The organism is Mycolicibacterium mageritense, assembly GCF_010727475.1.
Lineage (GTDB): Bacteria > Actinomycetota > Actinomycetes > Mycobacteriales > Mycobacteriaceae > Mycobacterium > Mycobacterium mageritense.
On sequence record NZ_AP022567.1, the window covers coordinates 507,537 to 525,443 of the forward strand.

18 protein-coding genes are annotated in these 17,907 nt (G+C 67.0%); 7 read left to right on the forward strand and 11 right to left on the reverse strand.

The genetic code is table 11. The features are described from left to right. The first annotated feature begins 36 nt into the window (after positions 1-36). A complete protein-coding gene (locus G6N67_RS02415) occupies positions 37-750 on the forward strand; it encodes an NAD-dependent deacylase (RefSeq protein WP_036438629.1) in 714 nt (237 codons plus the stop codon). A gap of 9 nt (positions 751-759) precedes the next feature. Here G6N67_RS02415 and G6N67_RS02420 read toward each other — a convergent pair whose 3' ends face one another. From G6N67_RS02420 to G6N67_RS02430, 3 genes are read right to left on the reverse strand one after another with little or no spacing between them, the layout of a single operon-like run. Continuing rightward, on the reverse strand, positions 760-1,398 hold the full coding sequence (locus tag G6N67_RS02420; protein WP_036437720.1) for a class I SAM-dependent methyltransferase: 639 nt from the start codon (positions 1,396-1,398) through the stop codon (positions 760-762). After that, a complete protein-coding gene (locus G6N67_RS02425) occupies positions 1,391-2,074 on the reverse strand; it encodes a TetR/AcrR family transcriptional regulator (protein ID WP_036437722.1) in 684 nt (227 codons plus the stop codon). Before G6N67_RS02425 ends, G6N67_RS02420 begins: the two co-directional genes overlap by 8 nt. Before the next feature lies 1 nt (position 2,075). Continuing rightward, on the reverse strand, positions 2,076-4,391 hold the full coding sequence (locus G6N67_RS02430) for an MMPL family transporter (protein ID WP_036437724.1): 2,316 nt from the start codon (positions 4,389-4,391) through the stop codon (positions 2,076-2,078). 173 nt (positions 4,392-4,564) lie between these two features. Here G6N67_RS02430 and G6N67_RS02435 point away from each other — a divergent pair, with 173 nt between their 5' ends. Further along, on the forward strand, positions 4,565-5,101 hold the full coding sequence (locus G6N67_RS02435) for a DoxX family protein (RefSeq protein WP_036438632.1): 537 nt from the start codon (positions 4,565-4,567) through the stop codon (positions 5,099-5,101). A 104-nt stretch (positions 5,102-5,205) separates the two neighbouring features. After that, positions 5,206-5,337 (forward strand): hypothetical protein, encoded by a 132-nt coding sequence (locus tag G6N67_RS39455; RefSeq protein WP_110798587.1) that lies wholly within the window; start codon positions 5,206-5,208, stop codon positions 5,335-5,337. A gap of 90 nt (positions 5,338-5,427) precedes the next feature. Here G6N67_RS39455 and G6N67_RS02440 read toward each other — a convergent pair whose 3' ends face one another. From G6N67_RS02440 to G6N67_RS02450, 3 genes are read right to left on the reverse strand one after another with little or no spacing between them, the layout of a single operon-like run. Then, positions 5,428-6,438, reverse strand: a complete 1,011-nt coding sequence (locus tag G6N67_RS02440) for an NAD(P)H-dependent flavin oxidoreductase (protein WP_036437726.1) — start codon at positions 6,436-6,438, stop codon at positions 5,428-5,430. A gap of 40 nt (positions 6,439-6,478) precedes the next feature. Continuing rightward, a complete protein-coding gene (locus G6N67_RS02445; RefSeq protein WP_036437728.1) occupies positions 6,479-7,231 on the reverse strand; it encodes a 3-hydroxyacyl-CoA dehydrogenase in 753 nt (250 codons plus the stop codon). A 54-nt stretch (positions 7,232-7,285) separates the two neighbouring features. Beyond that, the gene (locus tag G6N67_RS02450) at positions 7,286-8,377 is read right to left on the reverse strand and encodes a CaiB/BaiF CoA transferase family protein (protein ID WP_036437730.1); all 1,092 of its coding nucleotides are present in this window, start codon (positions 8,375-8,377) and stop codon (positions 7,286-7,288) included. A 110-nt stretch (positions 8,378-8,487) separates the two neighbouring features. Here G6N67_RS02450 and G6N67_RS02455 point away from each other — a divergent pair, with 110 nt between their 5' ends. Both G6N67_RS02455 and tet(V) read left to right on the forward strand, forming a co-directional pair. Beyond that, complete coding sequence (locus G6N67_RS02455; protein WP_036437732.1) at positions 8,488-9,315, forward strand: enoyl-CoA hydratase; 828 nt, start codon at positions 8,488-8,490, stop codon at positions 9,313-9,315. Between the two features lie 72 nt (positions 9,316-9,387). Further along, positions 9,388-10,674, forward strand: coding sequence for a tetracycline efflux MFS transporter Tet(V) (gene tet(V) / locus G6N67_RS02460; RefSeq protein WP_036437733.1), 1,287 nt, complete (start codon positions 9,388-9,390; stop codon positions 10,672-10,674). A 161-nt stretch (positions 10,675-10,835) separates the two neighbouring features. Here the strand turns inward: tet(V) and G6N67_RS02465 are convergent, their stop codons facing one another. Then, positions 10,836-11,348 (reverse strand): gamma carbonic anhydrase family protein, encoded by a 513-nt coding sequence (locus G6N67_RS02465; protein WP_036438634.1) that lies wholly within the window; start codon positions 11,346-11,348, stop codon positions 10,836-10,838. A 33-nt stretch (positions 11,349-11,381) separates the two neighbouring features. Continuing rightward, positions 11,382-12,338, reverse strand: coding sequence for a GlxA family transcriptional regulator (locus G6N67_RS02470; RefSeq protein ID WP_036437736.1), 957 nt, complete (start codon positions 12,336-12,338; stop codon positions 11,382-11,384). Between the two features lie 51 nt (positions 12,339-12,389). On the opposite strand from G6N67_RS02470, the gene G6N67_RS02475 reads away from it, so the two are divergent. Both G6N67_RS02475 and G6N67_RS02480 read left to right on the forward strand, forming a co-directional pair. Beyond that, entirely contained in the window at positions 12,390-13,742 is a 1,353-nt protein-coding gene (locus tag G6N67_RS02475) for an MFS transporter (protein WP_051579039.1), read from the forward strand. 157 nt (positions 13,743-13,899) lie between these two features. Next, positions 13,900-14,625, forward strand: a complete 726-nt coding sequence (locus G6N67_RS02480) for a fasciclin domain-containing protein (RefSeq protein WP_036438636.1) — start codon at positions 13,900-13,902, stop codon at positions 14,623-14,625. 68 nt (positions 14,626-14,693) lie between these two features. Here G6N67_RS02480 and G6N67_RS02485 read toward each other — a convergent pair whose 3' ends face one another. From G6N67_RS02485 to G6N67_RS02495, 3 genes are read right to left on the reverse strand one after another with little or no spacing between them, the layout of a single operon-like run. Then, positions 14,694-15,836 carry an acyl-CoA dehydrogenase family protein gene (locus tag G6N67_RS02485; protein ID WP_036437740.1) on the reverse strand — a complete coding sequence of 381 codons (1,143 nt, stop codon included), beginning with the start codon at positions 15,834-15,836 and terminating at the stop codon, positions 14,694-14,696. Between the two features lie 6 nt (positions 15,837-15,842). Next, complete coding sequence (locus G6N67_RS02490) at positions 15,843-16,631, reverse strand: crotonase/enoyl-CoA hydratase family protein (protein ID WP_036437742.1); 789 nt, start codon at positions 16,629-16,631, stop codon at positions 15,843-15,845. Continuing rightward, on the reverse strand, positions 16,628-17,776 hold the full coding sequence (locus G6N67_RS02495) for a thiolase family protein (RefSeq protein WP_036437744.1): 1,149 nt from the start codon (positions 17,774-17,776) through the stop codon (positions 16,628-16,630). Before G6N67_RS02495 ends, G6N67_RS02490 begins: the two co-directional genes overlap by 4 nt. Positions 17,777-17,907: the final 131 nt, after the last annotated feature.

Sequence of the window (17,907 nt, forward strand, 5' to 3'; positions counted from 1 at the left end):
GTGCTCAGTATCACTCAAAGCCGCTACGTTGGTGACGTGCAAGTGACTGTGCTCAGCGGTGCCGGCATCTCGGCGGAAAGCGGCGTGCCCACATTCCGCGACGTCGAGACAGGCCTGTGGGCCAAGGTCGACCCTTACGAGATCTCCAGCACAGACGGCTGGGAGCGCCATCCCGAGAAGGTGTGGGCCTGGTATCTGTGGCGGCATTACATGATGGCCGCGGTCGAACCGAACGACGGTCACCGCGCCGTGGCGGCGTGGCAGGACTACGCCGACGTGCACGTCGTCACGCAGAACGTCGACAACCTGCATGAGCGCGCGGGCAGCACCAAGGTTTACCACCTGCACGGCAGCCTGTTCGAATTCCGTTGCGATGCTTGCGGTTCCCCGTTCGAGGGGGATCTCCCGGAGATGCCCGAGCCGATCGAGGCGGTCGAGCCGCCGCAGTGCTTCTGCGGCGGCCTGATCCGGCCGAATGTGGTGTGGTTCGGCGAAGCACTGCCCGATGACGCCTGGCAGCGTTCGGTGCTGGCCGTCAGCAACTCCGACCTGGTGGTCGTGGTCGGCACGAGTTCTGTCGTGTACCCCGCCGCCGGGCTTCCCGAGGCCGCGCTGGCCACGGGAACCGCGGTCATCGAGATCAATCCCGAGCGCACACCGCTTTCGGACGCCGCCACGGTGTCGCTGCGCGAGACCGCCGCGACCGCTCTACCGGGCCTCCTCCAGCGCCTGCCTGCGCTGTTGGGCTAGCCGTCGGCGCTAGGCCGGCCGTACCGCGCGCCCGATCGCGAACTCCGACACGGGCACGGGCACCCAACTCGGCATGGTCCATTCGCGGCGCGCGCCCTCGACCGCGAAGCCGGCAGCCGTGATGTTCTCCTCGGTGTGCCGGTGGGTGTGGCAGTTGCCCAGCAGCCGGGGCCAGATCGTGGCGTCGGCGAGGCGTTGCAACGGTTCCCGGTAACCCGTGCTGGCGACGTGTTCGAGGTAGCGCAACTCTCCACCCGGCCGCAGCGCGGAGAACAGCTGTTGCAGCACGGTGTCGGGATCCTCGATCGAACACAGCACCAGCGAGCAGACCACTGCGTCGAAAGGCTCTGCGCTGCCGAATTGTTCGACGGTCTCTCCGGTCACGGTCACCTTTACGGGCGCGCTGACGGCGGCCTGGCGGGCCACCGCGGCCAGCCGGTGCTCGGGTTCGATGGCCACCACCTCGTCGACGGTCGTGGGGTAGAACTCGAAGTTTGTGCCTGTGCCGGCCCCGACCTCCAGCACCCGACCGGTCAACCCGGCCAGGTTCTCGGCCCGCAGCCGCCGTAGCGATTCCGGTTCGTAGTTCGACAGGGTCTTCCAGATTCTGGCGAAGAACGGGTTGTCCACGGTGCTGGTGCTACTCATCGGCGAATCCCTTCAACCGTGCGACCGACTCCTGGGGTGAGAGGTCGGTCCCGATGATGCCCGACATGATCTGCCCGAGGCACACGGCCCGCAGCACGCGGTCGGTGAACTCTTCGGCGTCACCCCAGGGCAGATACGGTTTGGAGATCAGCATCGCCGCCACGCCGTGCGCTGCCGTCCACAGTTCCAGGGCCATCGTGGTGGCGTCGCCCTGCGGGTAGATCCCTTCGGCCATAAGGTTTTCCACCGAGGTGCGCATGTGCACGAATGCCGAGCTGTTCAGCGTCATGTCGACGTCGCTGCCCGGCCGGCCTTCGCCCATCGTCGCGAGCCGGTACAGCTCCGGGGTCCGCCGCGCGAAGCTCACATAGGCCAGGCCCTGAGCCCGTAGCACGTCGACGGTCGAGGTGTGGTCGGCGGCCAGCCGCTGCATCTCTTCGTCGAGCTTCTCGAAATAGCGCGCGCACACCGCGTCGAGCAACGCGTCCTTGTCGGCGAAGTGCAGATAGATCGATGGCGGCGTGACGCCCACGCGCTGGGCGACCGACCGGATCGACATCGACTTGGCATGCCCGGTTTCCAGCAGCAGGTCGGTGGCCGCGTCGAGGATCTCCTCGCGCAGCAGTTCACCTGATCCGCGGGGGGCACGCCGGCGCTTGAGCGGTTCGATCGACACGTTATTCAGTGTCCGCCACACCGGCCGCTACCCGCTGGCGGTTGTCGGTCGGCGGCTCTCCGGATTCGCTGATACCGATGCGTCGATGGAGCCGGGCCAGCGGCGCGGGAGCCCACCAGTTCCACCGGCCCATCACGTGCATCGTGGCGGGGACCAGCAGCATCCGGACCAGCGTCGCGTCGACGAGGATCGCCAGGGTCAGTCCGAGCCCGAACATGCGCATGAACGCGACCTGTGCGGCGATGAGTGCGGCGAACGAGATCGACATCAGCAGCGCCGCCGCGGTCACCACGCGGCCCGTGCGGGCCAGACCGAGCGCGACGGCCTCGTCATTGCGCACGCGAGGAGCAGATTTGGCATTGCGCACGCGAGGAGCAAATTGGGCACTGTCCTGGCGGGTCTGGCCCGTCTGCAGCCAGTACTCGCGGATCCGGGAGACCAAGAACACTTCGTAGTCCATCGACAACCCGAACGCGATGCAGAACAACAGCACGGGCAGGTTCGCGACCAGCGTCCCGGTGGGCGTGGTGCCGAGCGCACCGAGGTGGCCGTCCTGGAAGATCCAGACCAGGGCGCCGAACGCCGCGGACAGCGACAACACGTTGAGCACCAAGGCTTTCAGCGGCAGGATGACGCTGCCGGTGAGCAGGAACAGCAGCACAAAGGTGATGGCCGCGATCACTCCGAGCACGAGCGGCAACCGCGACGTGATGGCCTCGGAGCTGTCCCGGTTGACTTGAGCAGTGCCCGTCAACTGCACCTGGGCCGGCGCGGGTACGCCGTGCAGCGCATCGAGTTGCGCCTCGGACGCGTCGCTGAACAGTGGCGCATCGCTCGCGACGGTCAGGTAGGCGCTGCCGTCGGCGAACCCGGTCGCGGCCGACGGCGGACCCACGTGCCGGCCGGAGACGAAGGTGCCTCCGGGCGCGGACACCGACGCGACGTCGGGCACGTCGGACAATGCGCTCGCGTAGCGGTTGAGGTCGGCGGGCAGCACACCGGTGGCGTCGGGAATCACGACGGTGACCGCGGTCGCGGAGTCCGCCGCGAACTGGGTACGCAGCTCGTCGCCGACCTGACGGGCCGACGCCGACGACGGCAGCACGCGGTCGTCGGGGAATCCCCACTTGATGCCGAGGAACGGTGTGCCCAGCATCAGCAGCAGCGCGATGACCGCCAGCCCGACCGGAACAGCCCTGCGCATAACGCGTTTCGTCGTCACGTACCAGAAGGTCTGCTCGACGGGCTTGCGGGCCGGTTCGGGCCTGCCCAGCACGCGCCGGACGAAGCGGCGCACATCGAACGCGTCGAGCCGGTCACCGAGCAGCACGATGGCCGCAGGCGCGATCACGATGGCCGCGAAGGCCGCCAACCCCACCACCGCGATGCCGGCGTAGGCGAAGGACTTGAGGAAGTACATCGGGAACAGCACCATCGCGACCATCGACAAGGCCACCGTCATCGCGGAGAACAGCACCGTGCGCCCTGCGGTCGCCATGGTGCGCACCAGGGCGGCCTCCCGGTTGGCGCCCTCGGCGAGCTCGTCGCGGTACCGGCTGATGATCAGCAGCGTGTAGTCGATGGCGAGCGCGAGACCCATCGCCACGGTGAGGTTCAGCGCGAAGATCGAGACGTCGGTGACCATGGTGAACCCGCGCAGCACCGCGAGCGATCCGAGGATCGCGAATCCCCCGACCGCCAGCGGCAGCGCGGCGGCCAGCAGCCCGCCGAACACCCACACCAAGACCACGAAGCTCAGTGGGATCGCGATGGATTCCATCATCAACAGGTCTTTCTCGCTCTGCCCGTTGATCTGGACGTAGATCATCGCCTCACCACCCGCACGCACCGTCACGCCGTCGCGGTCGTGGACGAGCTTGTCCGTCAGCTCCTTGGCGTGTTTCTGCGCGCCGCTCTCGCCGCCGGTGATGCCTGCGACGATCAGACCGGTCTTGCCGTCTTTGCTCATGAGGGCGGCCGCGGCCGGCGGCGGCGCGGTCCATGCCGAGCTGACCTCGCCGACGTAGGGCGACGCCTCCAACTGGTTGGCGATGTCAGTGCCGACCGCCCGCGCGGCGGGACTGCCGGGACGGTCGGCGGTCACGCTGATGACCAACTGCATGTCGCCGCGATCGAACTTCTGCGACAGCAGCGCGGTGGCCTTGGCGGATTGCGACGTCGGATCCTGGAAGCCGCCCGCGGACAGGCTCTTGGCGACCGGGACACCGAAGATTCCGGCGGCGACCATGACCAGCGCGGCGAGGACGAGGATGCGCCGCGGCGCAGCGATGGCCAGGTAGGCAATTCGATGCAGCACTTCGTGTCCTCTCAAAGCCGGACGTTATCGACGTTAACTTAACAACGATAACTTGGTGCAGTCAACGTCTACCTCGTCCGTTCACACGAAGCAGGAGCCCGAAATGTTCATACTGAGGCGGAACTGGTCGGCCCCGATGAATTCCCGACCGATGACAGGTCTAGGTGGTCATGATGACGAACAACACGACCGAACTCGCGCCGGCGACCACGATGACCGACACCGGTCTGTTGATCCTGCGGATCGCCGTAGGCGCGACGATGATTCAGGCGGGCCTGATGAAGGCCTTCGACTTCGGCACCACAGTCGGCTTCATGGAGTCAGGTGGATGGCGACTGCCGAAGTTCGCGGCGTTCATGGTGACCGCCTCCGAGACCCTTGGCGGAATCGGACTGCTCTTCGGCGTTCTGACACCACTGGCCGCATGCGCGGTGATCGGGGCCATGGTCGACGCCTGGGCGGTCAACGTGTCGGCCGACGCGTTCTGGTCCCAGCCGTTCAACGTGCCGTTCCTGGTGGCGTTCTCCGCGGCCGCGCTGCTGTTCACCGGCGCGGGCACGTTGTCGGTGGACCATCGCATGTTCGGCCGGTCCCGCGCGCCCGTGGCCATCGCGGTCGGACTGCTGGTGGCGGGCATCGTCGTCGCGATCGTGACGTGGATCGCGCTCAACGGCACGAACCCAATCCACTTCACGGCGCCAAAGGGCTGATCGATCCGGGCTACCGGCCAGAAACCTACCCAGAAGTAGTATTGCCACCATTTTCCGAATCGTGACTCAAAGATTCCTTAATGGTGACCCATACGCTCAGTGTCATGTGGATCGACGACACCAGTGCCGATGTCATCAAGGTCGACTTCGAGGCTCTCTACCACGGCGATGTCCTGGTCGAGGGTGACACCTCGGAGCAGTTTGACGACTTCCAGCCACTGCCCAAGGCAGTATGAGAAAACGCGCGCCTCACGGCGCGCGTTTCCCTTGTTGAGTTTGCCCTGAACCGGGCCACTCCTTGACCTCGCGTTGGTCCAGTCCCTGCCTCAGGCAGGGACTGTTTCTTTCTCGGGCTCCGGTTCATCGGCGCCGATCATGTTCAAAAGGCGCCCGCTGATCAGAATCTCGGCCTCGGTGACAATGCGGGATACCAGGTCGCCGACGGTGGGGATGTCGTTGATCAGGCCCATCGAGGTGCCGACCGACCAGATGCCGGCATCCAGATCACCCAACTCGTAGACCTTGTTGCCACGCACGCCGGCCACCAGATCCTTGACGTCGGGGAACTGCCCGCCCTTGTTGAGGATGTCCACCACTTCACGCGACACCGCATTGCTGGCCACCCGCGCGGTGTTGCGCAACGGCCGGAAGATCAGCTCGGTGTCCAGTTCCGAACCGGCCACGATGGCTTCCTTGACGTTCTGGTGAATCGAGGACTCCGCGGTACACATGAACCGCGACCCCATATTGATGCCGTCGGCACCAAGCGCCAGCGCGGCCACCAGGCCCCGGGCATCGGCGAATCCACCCGACGCGATCATCGGGATGGTGATCTTGGCCGAAGCCGCCGGGATCAACACGAGCCCCGGGATGTCGTCCTCACCCGGATGGCCCGCACACTCGAACCCGTCGATGCTGATGCCGTCCACACCCAGGCTCTGCGCCTTCACGGCGTGCCGCACCGACGTGCACTTGTGCAGCACCTTGATGCCGTTGTCGTGGAACATCGGCAGGTGCGGCGCCGGGTTGGAGCCCGCGGTCTCGACGATCTTGATGCCGGCGTCGACGATCACCTGACGGTATTCGTCATACGGCGGCGGGTTGATCGTCGGCAGGATCGTCAGGTTCACCCCGAACGGCTTGTCGGTCAGCTCCCGGGTCTTGGCGATCTCCTTGGCCAGATCGGCGGGCGTCGGCTGGGTCAACGCCGTCAAGAAGCCCAGCGCACCCGCATTGGCAACGGCGGCAACGAGTTCGGCGCGGCCGACCCACTGCATGCCACCCTGCACGATCGGATGCTCGATCCCGAAGGTCTCGGTGAACTTGGTGTTGATCATGCGGAGGTCTCCCTGTGTTGTCTGCTCTTCGCGCAAGCGCTCATCGCGGGGCCATGCGGATCGCGCCGTCGAGGCGGATCACCTCGCCGTTGAGCATCGGATTCTCGACGATGTGCACGGCCAGGGCACCGTACTCGTCGGGATCGCCGAGACGGGCCGGGTGCGGCACCTGCTGGCCCAGCGACTTCTGGGCCTCCTCGGGCAGTGAGCCCAGCAGCGGGGTCTTGAACAGGCCCGGCGCGATGGTCACGACGCGGATCAGCTCTCGTGAGAGATCGCGCGCGATGGGCAGGGTCATGCCGACCACGCCGCCCTTGGACGCCGAGTACGCAGCCTGGCCGATCTGCCCGTCGAACGCCGCGACCGATGCGGTGTTGATGATGACGCCGCGCTCTTCACCCACCGGCTCGGTCTTGGCGATCCGCTCGGCGGCCAGCCGGATCACGTTGAAGGTGCCGATCAGGTTCACCTCGACCACCTTGCGGAACCCGTCGAGCGGGAACGCACCGTTCTTGGACAGCGTCTTGATGGCGTTGCCGATGCCTGCACAGTTGACGTTGATGCGCACCGGGCCAAGCGACTCGGCCACGTCCAGCGCCTCCGACACGCCCGCCTCGTCGGTGACGTCGGTCGCGACGAACTTCGCCCGGTCGCCCAGCTCGGCCACCACCTCTTCGCCCTTGAGGTCGATGACCACCACCTGAGCGCCCGCATCCAGCAGGCGCTTGGTGGTCGCCAAGCCCAGACCGGAGGCGCCGCCGGTGACGACGGCTACCGCGTCTCTGATCTCCATATACCGCATTCCTCTCCGGCCGGCCCTATGCCGACCAACTAGTTAGTTGGGAGACTATACCCAGTCCCGCAATACGGCTTCGGTGTCGGCACCGCGCTCGCCCGGAGGCGTCGGCTCGACCAGCGCACTGCGGGAAAAGCGTGGCGCGGGCATCGGCTGCAGGTTCCCCGCGTCGTCGTAGAAGGTGCCGCGCTCGGCGACATGCGGTTCGGTGAGCACCTCGGCGAACGACAGCACGGGCGTCACACACGCGTCGGTGCCATCGAACACCGACGCCCAGTGATCGCGATCGTGCGCGGCGAACGCCTTGGTGAGAATCTCGCGCAACTCGGGCCACCGGCTCACGTCGTTCTGTCCGGGCAGCTCGGCCGGATCGAGCTCGAGGCCTTTGAGCAGCTCGGCGTAGAACTGCGGCTCGATCGCGCCGACCGCAACATAGCGGCCGTCGGCGGTCTCGTAGGTGTCGTAGTAGGGCGCGCCGGTGTCGAGCATGTTGGTGCCACGCTCGTCGGACCACATGCCGTTGGCGCGGAAGCCCCACATCATCTGCATCAGCACAGCCGACCCGTCGACCATCGCCGCGTCGATCACCTGGCCCTTGCCCGATGTCTGCCGCTCGAACAGCGCCGAAAGGATGCCGACGAGCAGGAACATGGAACCGCCGCCGAAGTCACCGGCGAGATTCAGCGGCGGCACCGGCCGCTCGCCCTTGCGGCCGACGGCGTGCAGCAGGCCGTTGAGCGAGATGTAGTTGATGTCGTGGCCGGCTTGTAGCGCCCGCGGACCGGTCTGGCCCCAACCGGTCATGCGCGCATAGATCAGTCGCTCGTTGACCTTGGCGCAGTCCTCAGGGCCCAGACCCAGCCGCTCGGTGACCCCGGGGCGATAGCCCTCGATCAACACGTCGGCCTTCGAGATCAGCTTCAGGACGAGTTCGCGCCCCTCGTCGCTCTTGAGATCGGCCGCGACCGAGCGGCGGTTGCGCAACATCGAGTCGCGGTCACCTGCGGGCACTCCCCCGCCGCGGTTGGGCCGCTCGATCCGCACGACGTCGGCGCCGAGGTCACCGAGAATCATCGCCGCATGCGGGCCGGGGCCGATACCGGCCAGCTCGACAACCCGCAATCCCTGTAATGGTCCTGCCATGCTCTACGCCCCTTCGCGTGTTGGGCCTCAGTTGACCGCCGACATAGCTTACTTGTATAACCTTCTCGAGTGGCATCGCCCACAACCGGCCCCGACTTAAGGTGCATTTGATGACTTCCACCGACGCCCGTTCCGAGCCCGAAACCCGCGAATACCCCGGCATCGACGACGTTTCCGTCAGCCTCGCGGACGGCGTGCTGTCGGTGACGCTGAACCGGCCGGACAGCCTCAACTCGCTGACCCAGGACATGCTGAGCGCCGTCGCCGAGGCGATGGAGTTCGCGGCGACCGATCCGGCCGTGCGGGTGGTGCGGCTCGGCGGGGCGGGCCGCGGCTTCAGCTCCGGCGCGGGCATCAGCGAAGACGACCAGAACGCCGAGGGCCACGACGCCGAAGGCGTGCTCGATGCGGCCAACCGCGCGGTCGGGTCCATCGTGGCGCTGCCGAAACCCGTTGTGGCCGTAGTGCAAGGCCCGGCCGCGGGGGTCGGCGTATCGCTGGCACTCGCGTGCGACGTCGTACTCGCCGCGGACCAGGCATTCTTCCTGTTGGCGTTCACCAAGATCGGACTGATGCCCGACGGTGGTGCGTCGGCTCTCGTGGCCGCGAACATCGGACGGATCCGGGCGATGCGGCTGGCATTGCTGGCCGAACGCCTCACCGCGACCGAGGCCCACGACTGGGGCCTGATCAGTGGTGTGTACCCCGCGGCCGAACTCGACGCCGCGGTCGACAAGGTGCTGACCAAGCTGCGGACCGGCCCCGCCGTCGCGTTGCGCAAGACCAAGCATGCCGTCAACGCGGCCACGCTCACCGGACTCGACGACGCGTTCGCGCTCGAGCGCGAAGGCCAGCTGCAGTTGTTGGTGTCCAACGACTTCCGCGAAGGCACGCGCGCCTTTCAACAGAACCGGCGGCCGGACTTCACCGACTCCTGACTAACGCGCCGCACCGCTCGCGGCCGAAAATCGTTGGACTGACCGGGCACCGATCGGCGACCATCGAATGTTGTGAGCACACAGCATTACGTCGAACAACCCGTCCGCGAACCGGGCGGCTGGCGTGTGCTCGCACCGTTCCGGGTGCGCGAATACCGCCTGCTCATCGCGGCGGTCACGCTGTCGATCTTCGCCGAGGGCATGTGGTCGGTGGTGATGGCCCTTCAGGTGATCGCGATCGACAACGATCCGACATCGCTGTCGCTCGTCGCCACGTGCCTTGGGGCCGGGCTGGTCGCGTTCGTCCTTGTCGGCGGTATCGCCGCCGACCGAATCAACCAGCGCACCATCATCATCGCCGTCGAGACGGTCAATCTCGTCACCGTGACCACCGTCGCGATTCTGGGCATGACGGGCGCGCTGCGCATCTGGCACATGGCCGTGGCCGCGGGTGTGCTCGGTATCGCCGCCGCGTTTTTCTTCCCCGCCTACAGCGCGCTGCTGCCGCGCATCCTGCCTCCCGAACAACTGTTGGCGGCCAACGGCGTCGAAGGCGTCGTACGGCCGGTGTTCCAACGTTCGGTCGGTCCGGCAGTGGCAGGCATGGTGGTGGGTGCGACGCTGCCGTCGGTGGGTGCGACCGTCGTCGCGGTGCTGTTCGGCCTCGGTCTTGCGCTGCTCGTGGCGACCCGCCCGTCGGCGGATTCGTCAGCGCCGCAAGCTGTTACCGAACGCCCCCATGTGCTGCGCGACCTGAAAGACGGGTTCCGGTTCATGGTGCGCACGCCATGGCTGCTGTGGACGTTGATGTTCGCGAGCATCTTCGTGCTCGTGGTGCTGGGCCCCATCGAGGTGTTGTTGCCGTTCATCGCGCAGGACCGCTTCGAAGACGGCCCGCGGATGTACGGATTCATCCTGGCGTTCTTCGGTTTCGGGAGCGCACTTGGCGCGTTGACGGTGTCGTCGCGGCGGATGCCTCGCCGCTACCTCACCACGATGATGATCATGTGGGGCGCCGGTTCGATACCGCTCGTGATCGTCGGCGTCACGTCGTCGTTCCCATTGATGGCATTGGCGACGTTCGTCATCGGCGTCACCGATGGCGCGGGCATGGTGATCTGGGGGACGCTGCTGCAACGCCGGGTGCCGACCGAGATGTTGGGCCGGGTGTCGAGCCTGGACTTCTTCGTGTCGCTGGCGTTCATGCCACTGTCGTTCGCGATCGTCGGACCGCTGTCGAAGGTGGTGTCGATGCAGGCCATCTTCCTGGTGGCCGGGGTACTGCCCGTGGTGATCGCCGCGATCGCGCTCGTCGCGGCGAAGATGCCGCGCGACGAGCTGGCTCACCCCCTGCGCTAGCCGGCAGGCAGTTCATTCTGCGGTGAGGGCCTATCCCACTCGCACTTTCGCGCCGTGGACGCAGAGTCGACGGTGGTGGGCAACAACGCACCATCGACTCTGCGGTGAGGGCTTATCCCACTCGCGCTTTCGCGCCCTCACCGCAGAACCAATGCGCAGCGCTAGCGGTGCAGCTCGATCAGTTGCGTGTAGGCCTGGGCGTTGAACCGGTTGTGGCCCACCTCGTCGTCGGTGAGCTCACGGCGCACCTTGCCGGGCACCCCGGCGACGAGAGACCGGGGCGGCACCACCATGCCCTGCGGCACCACCGCACCCGCGGCCACGAGCGAGCCTGCGCCGATGACGGCTCCGTTGAGCACCACCGCGCCCATACCGATCAGGCTGTCCTCCTCGACTGTGCAGCCGTGCAGGACGACGTTGTGGCCGACAGTCACACCGCGGCCGACGCGGCACGGGTAGCCGGGGTCGACGTGCACCGTGACGCCGTCCTGGATGTTGCTGCCCGCCCCGACCTCGATCGGTTCCATCTCGGCGCGCAGGGTGGCGCCGTACCACACGCTCGCCCCGGCGGCCAGCGAAACCTGGCCGATCACACTGGCATTGGGTGCGACCCAGGACTCGGGATCCAGTTGCGGCGCACGGCCGGCAATGGTGACGATCAGCGGCTCAGGCATGCGCGTCATCGTAACGGGGGCGGGTTTCCGCGATTACTGCCCCTGGTACACCTTGCGGTAGCTCGACGGGGACATGCCGACGCCGCGGCGCAGGTGGTGCCGCAGGTTGCCGGCCGTGCCCAGGCCCGAGCGCCGGGCCACCTCGTCGACCGAGAGATCGCGCGACTCCAGCAGTTCCCTGGCCCGGTCCAGCCGGCGAGCACGGATCCACGCACCGGGCGCCTGACCGGTCTCCTCCCGGAAGCGGCGGATGAAGGTCCGGTCACTCATGTGCGCGTGGCGCGCCAGGCGCTGCACGGTGAGCTCCTCGTCCAGGTGGGCGAGCGCCCACTGGCGGGTCGCCGCCGTCGACGCCGTGTCGGCCACCGGCAGCTGCCGGTCGATGAACTGCGCCTGGCCACCCTCGCGCCACGGCGGCACCACGCAATAGCGGGCCACCGCGTTGGCCACCTGGGTTCCGTGGTCGGCGCGAATGATGTGCAGGCACAAGTCGATTCCGGCGGCCAGGCCCGCCGACGTCAGCACGTCGCCATCGTCGACGAACAACACGTTCTCGTCGAGCAGCACCCCGGGATGCATGGCACGCATCGTCTCGGCGAACCGCCAGTGAGTGGTCGCGGGCCTGCCGTCGAGCAGCCCCGCCGCCGCCAGCACGAACGCGCCGGTGCAGATCGAGACCCACCGCGTGCCGGGCCGGACCAACGCGAGCGCGGCCGCGACATCGGCGTCGAGCACGCCGTCCACGCGCGCCGGTGGGTACCGGGTGCCAGGGATCACCACGGTGTCAGCCGTGGCGAGCGCCTCGCGTCCGGCGGTGGGCACCATGGCGAAACCGTTGGTCGACGGCACCGGCTCGGTGGTCAGACCGCACGTCACGATGTCGTAGAGCGGGTTGCCGTCGGTGTCGACGGCGTTGGAGAAGAGCGTCGGAGCGATGGTCGCGTCGAAGCCGACCACGGGCGCCAACAGCAGCACGGCTACACGGTGCACACCGCCAGTCTGACACAGAAAGTGGCATGTTTTTGATGATTACTGTCGTTTATGCCACTGGCTCGACGTCCGGCCGTCGGCCACAGTGGTCGGGTGACACTGACCTCGACCCCGAAACCCGCGCGTCTGCACTGGGCCTGGGTGATCGCCGCGGTGAGCTTCGTGGCGATCCTCGGCGCCGCGGGTTTCCGCTCGATCCCCGGCGTGATGATGAACCCGCTGCATCACGAGTTCGGTTGGTCGCACGGCACCGTCGGCCTGGCGATGTCGGTCAACATGATGTTGTACGGCCTGACCGCACCGTTCGCGGCCGCGCTCATGGACCGCTTCGGTGTGCGACCGGTGCTGACCGTCTCGCTGCTGTTGATCGCGACCGGCTCGGCGCTGAGCATCACGATGACCGCGAGCTGGCAGCTCGTGGTGTTGTGGGGCGTGCTGGTCGGCATCGGCACCGGTTCGATCTCGATGGGGTTCGTCGCGACCGTCGCCACCCGCTGGTTCCAGAAGCGCCGCGGCCTGGTCACCGGTGTGCTCACTGCGGCAAGCGCGACGGGCCAGCTGCTGTTCCTGCCGGTCGTCGCGGCCGTGACCACGAGCCACGGCTGGCGCTGGGCCTCGCTCATCGTGGCGGCCGCCGCGCTGGCCGTCGTGCCGCTCGTGGCACTGTTCATGCGGAACTACCCGCAGGACAAAGGTCTGCCACCGTACGGGGCCGATGCGGCCCTGCCAGTGCCCACTGCACCGGCAGGCGGTTTCCGGGCGGCGTTCGACGGGCTACGCATCGGGACACGGGTGCCCGCCTTCTGGCTGTTGGCCGCGAGCTTCGCGATCTGCGGCATGACCACAAACGGTCTGATCGGCACGCACTTCATCCCGGCCGCCAACGACCACGGTATGCCGACCACGGTGGCGGCCGGGCTGCTGGCCACCATCGGCATCCTCGATGTCGCGGGCACGGTGTTCTCCGGCTGGCTGACCGACCGCGTCGATCCCCGCATCCTGCTTCTCGTCTACTACGCCGGGCGGGGCGTGTCACTCCTGCTGCTGCCGTCCCTGCTGTCCCCGCACGCCGAACCGAGCACCTGGGTGTTCGTGATCTTCTACGGGCTGGACTGGGTCGCGACGGTGCCGCCGACGATCGTGCTGTGCCGCGATTACTTCGGCGACCGTTCGCCGGTGGTGTTCGGCTGGGTGTTCGCGTCCCACCAGATCGGCGCGGCCATCGCGGCCGCGGGCGCAGGGTGGCTACGTGACCTCAACGGCAACTACGACATGGCGTTCTACCTCGCGGCGGGGTTGTGTTTCGTGGCCGCGGTTTTCTCGGCCAGCATCCGAAAAGTCCAGGTGGAAAGCCCGATCACGGCGGCGGACCACCGCGAAGTAGACACTTCTGCTTTGCCGTAACCGCACCGTTGCCCTTAACATCCGATGCGGCGCCGCGGGGAACGCCGAGCAGGTGGTGCTCGCGGTCGCTCGCAGATTGTCGCGTCGAGCGCGGCGTAACGCGTCACCGGCAGCCGACGAATACAGGCTAGGCATGAGCGGGAGGAAACCCAACCACATGAAGACTCGCACCAAGACCCTGGGCGTTGCTGCGGCCGTAGCCGCGTTCACGGCGTCGCTGCCGCTGGCCGTCACCGCGTATGCCGACCCGGCACCGACGACGACCGAAGCCCCGGTGGTGGAGATCCCCGACCCGCAGGGCTCGGGTTGCGACAACTTCAAGAAGGCCATGCCGGACTGGAAGAACCTCGCCCCGCTGCCTGCCGGCAAGGTGCTGGCCGCGATCCCCGACATCAGCACGTTCAACGCCGCGCTGTCCGGCGGCCTGAACCCGGCCGTCAACATCGTGCCGGTGCTCGACAACGGGCCGTACGTGATCTTCGCGCCGACCAACGACGCGTTCGCCGCGATGGATCCCGGCAAGCTCGAAGCGCTCAAGAGCGATCCCGCCGCACTGACGAGCTTCGACTACTACCACGCATTCCTCGGCCTGCTCGGCCCCGACGACGTCAAGGGGCAGCGGCCCACCCAGCAGGGCGCCGAGGTCAAGGTGACCGGCAAGGGTGGCGACATCAAGGTCAACGACACCGCCAAGCTGGTGTGTGGCCCCATCCAGGCCGAGAACGCACGCATCTACCTGATCGACACCGTGCTGGACCCGAACTCGCCGCCCGAGGCGCTGACCCCGCAGGGCACGTCGACGACGGCCACCACGACCACCACGACGTCGGCAGCGCCGACGCCGACGCCGGCCACCCCGGCGGCTGACGCACCGATCGGCTGATCTTTCCGCGAGCAACAGCAAAGTGCCCCAAATCGCTTGATTTGGGGCACTTTTGCGTTCCCGGGAGGTTACAGACCCAGGTCGCGGCCGATGATGTCCTTCATGATCTCGGTGGTGCCACCGAAGATGGTCTGGATGCGGGCATCGCAGTAGTCGCGGGCCACGCGGTACTCCATCATGTAGCCGTAGCCGCCGTGCAGCTGCACACAACCGTCGATGACCTTCTTGGCGGTCTCGGTGCAGTACCACTTGGCCTTGGCGGCCTCGACCGCGCTCAGATCCCCGTCGAGCACGCCCTGCAGGCACCGGTCGATGTAGCGCTCGCACACGTCGAGTTCGGTGTCCATCTCGGCGAGCAGGAACCGGTTGTGCTGGAAGCTGCCGATCGGCTGGCCGAACGCCTTGCGATCCTTGGCGTATTGCAGTGTCTGACGCCAGGATTCACGCGCCCCGGCGATCGCCGAGATGGCGATTCCGAGCCGTTCCGACGGCAGGTTCTGCATCAGGTGGTAGAAGCCGCGGCCTTCCTGACCCAGCACGTTGGCGTTCGGCACCCGGACGTTCTCGAAGTGCAGCTCCGAGGTGTCCTGCGCGTGCAGGCCCATCTTGTCGAGCTTGCGGCCACGGGTGAAGCCCTCCATGCCCCGTTCGACCACGAGCAGCGTGAAGCCCTTGTGCCCGGCCTCGGGGTCGGTGCGGCACACCACCACGACCAGGTCGCTGTTGATGCCCGAGGAGATGAAGGTCTTGGAGCCGTTGACAATCCAGTCGTCGCCATCACGCACTGCCGAGGTCCGGATGCCTGCGAGGTCGCTGCCCGCACCGGGTTCGGTCATCGCCACCGCGAGGATCAGCTCGCCGCTGGCGATGCCGGGCATCCAGCGCTTGTTCTGTTCCTCGTTGGCGAGGTGCTTGAAATACGGTGCGACGACGTCGTTCTGCAGGCTCAACGACGGTGCCGGTCCGCCGTAGCGGGCCAGCTCCTCGTCGATGACCGCGTTGAACCGGAAGTCGTCCGATCCGCCACCGCCGTACTCCTCGGGCATGTTGAACCCGATCAGGCCGTACTTGCCGGCCGCGACGAACGCCGACCGGTCCACCATCCGCTGCTCTTCCCACTTCTCGGCATGCGGCACGAGCTCACGCTCGATGTACTGCCTGGTCGACTCGCGGAGCGCCTCGTGTTCAGCTTCGAAAACTGTGCGTTTCATGTTGGCCTATCTGGCTTTCCATACGGGTTGACGCTTTTCGGCGAACGCCAACGGGCCTTCTTTGGCATCTTCGGTGCGCAGCAGCGTAGAGAACTCCCGGTTGGTGCGCTTCCAGCCGTCCTTGTCGCCCGTGATCACGCCGTCGTCGACACCGTAGGCCACGCGCTTGCTGGCCTGCACGGCCAACGGCGCATTGCCGGTGATCCGTTCGGCCAGCTTGAGCGCCGCATCAACCACGGTGCCGTCGGGCACCACCTGGTTGATCAGACCCCACTTCAGTGCGTCGGCCGACGACATCGGCTCACCCGTGAACAACAGTTCGTTGGCCACCTTGCGGGGCAGCTGCTCGGCGATGCGGAACACGCCGCCGGCACCGGCGATCAGCCCCCGCTTCACCTCGGGCAGACCGAATTTCGCGCTTTCTTCGGCGACCACGAGGTCGCTCGCCAACGCCAGCTCGGTGCCGCCGCCCAGGGCCGTGCCGTTGACCGCGGCGATGGTCGGCTTGTCGATGAAGTGGCTGACGTAGCCCGCGAAACCGTATTCCGGATGGTCCGGGTGGAAAAGGTTCTCACCGCGCGAGATGGCCTTGAGGTCCGCCCCGGCGCAGAACGACTTGTCGCCCGCGCCGGTGAGGATCACGGCGCGCACCTCGGGGTCGTCCTGCGCGGTCTGCAACGCGTCGCCGACGGCGATGCTGACCGAGGAGTTGACCGCGTTGCGGGCCTCGGGCCGGTTGATCGTGATGAGCAGAACGTTGCCTCTACGCTCTACGAGAGCGCCTTCGTCACTCACAGCAGCTCCAGGATGGTCGCGTTGGCCTGGCCGCCACCCTCGCACATGGTCTGCAATCCGTACTGAATGTCGTTGTCCCGCATGTGATACAGCAGCGTGGTCAGGATGCGGGCGCCGGAGCCGCCGAGCGGATGGCCCAGGGCGATCGCGCCGCCGTTGGGGTTCAGCCGGTTCTCGTCGGCGCCGATCTCCTTGAGCCACGCCATCGGGACCGGCGCAAACGCCTCGTTGACCTCGAACGCCCCGATCTGATCGACGCTCAGGCCGGACTTCTTCAGCGCCTTCTGGGTGGCCGGGATGGGCGCGGTCAGCATGATGACCGGGTCGGCGCCGGCCAGCACCGCGGTGTGCACCTTGGCGATCGGCTTGAGGCCCAGCTCTTTTGCCTTGTCGGCCGAGGTGACCAGCAGGGCGGCCGAGCCGTCGGAGATCTGGCTGGAGTTGCCGGCGTGGATCACACCGTCTTCCTTGAACGCGGGCTTGATGGCGGCCATGGACTCGACCGTGCCGCCGCGGCGGATGCCGCCATCCTCCAGCACCACATTGCCGTCTTGGTCCTTGATTCCCACGATCTGGTCCTTGAACGCACCAGAATCCTGTGCGGCGGCAGCCTTCTCGTGCGACCGCAGCGAGAACTCGTCGAGTTGGGTGCGGGACAAGCCCCACTGCTCGGCGATCATCTCCGCGCCGACGCCCTGATTGGGCGTCTTGTTGTCGTAACGCTCACGGAAGGCTTCGGGATACGGATGCCCGCCGTTGGCCAGCGAGGAGCCCATCGGGGTTCGCGACATCGATTCGACGCCACCGGCGACGACGACGTCGTAGTGACCGGCGACCACCCCGGCGACGGCGAAGTGCAGCGACTGCTGGCTCGAACCGCACTGGCGGTCGACGGTCACGCCGGGCACGGTCTCGGGCCAACCCGCCGTCAGCACTGCCGTGCGGGCGATGTCGAGCGCCTGCTCACCGGCCTGCATGACGCAGCCCCAGATGACGTCGTCAACGAGCGCGGGGTCGATCCCGGCACGCTGCACCAGGTCGCTCAGCACCTGCGCCGAAAGCTCCGCCGGGTGCACGCCCGACAACGCGCCGTTGCGTTTCCCGACGGGCGACCGGACGGCCTCGACGATGACGGCTTCAGCCATGGCTTCTCCTTTGAAAGTGGGTAGCTGTGTCGCGAGTGGACGGCTCCGAGGTCGAAACTAGACCAGTAGGTTTACTAGGTCAACCTACTGGTTGGTAGAGCGTCTCACCTGCACGTTCCGGTACGGTGGAG

Coding starts and splice junctions, on each gene's coding strand:
- G6N67_RS02445 (WP_036437728.1), bottom strand. CDS start 7,231: ATGGAGATCAGAGACGCGGTAGCCGTCGTCACCGGCGGCGCCTCCGGT.
- G6N67_RS02485 (WP_036437740.1), bottom strand. CDS start 15,836: ATGAAACGCACAGTTTTCGAAGCTGAACACGAGGCGCTCCGCGAGTCG.
- G6N67_RS02420 (WP_036437720.1), bottom strand. CDS start 1,398: ATGAGTAGCACCAGCACCGTGGACAACCCGTTCTTCGCCAGAATCTGG.
- G6N67_RS02480 (WP_036438636.1), top strand. CDS start 13,900: ATGAAGACTCGCACCAAGACCCTGGGCGTTGCTGCGGCCGTAGCCGCG.
- G6N67_RS02450 (WP_036437730.1), bottom strand. CDS start 8,377: ATGGCAGGACCATTACAGGGATTGCGGGTTGTCGAGCTGGCCGGTATC.
- G6N67_RS39455 (WP_110798587.1), top strand. CDS start 5,206: ATGTGGATCGACGACACCAGTGCCGATGTCATCAAGGTCGACTTCGAG.
- G6N67_RS02495 (WP_036437744.1), bottom strand. CDS start 17,776: ATGGCTGAAGCCGTCATCGTCGAGGCCGTCCGGTCGCCCGTCGGGAAA.
- G6N67_RS02475 (WP_051579039.1), top strand. CDS start 12,390: ATGCCACTGGCTCGACGTCCGGCCGTCGGCCACAGTGGTCGGGTGACA.
- G6N67_RS02455 (WP_036437732.1), top strand. CDS start 8,488: ATGACTTCCACCGACGCCCGTTCCGAGCCCGAAACCCGCGAATACCCC.
- G6N67_RS02435 (WP_036438632.1), top strand. CDS start 4,565: ATGACGAACAACACGACCGAACTCGCGCCGGCGACCACGATGACCGAC.
- G6N67_RS02440 (WP_036437726.1), bottom strand. CDS start 6,438: ATGATCAACACCAAGTTCACCGAGACCTTCGGGATCGAGCATCCGATC.
- G6N67_RS02465 (WP_036438634.1), bottom strand. CDS start 11,348: ATGCCTGAGCCGCTGATCGTCACCATTGCCGGCCGTGCGCCGCAACTG.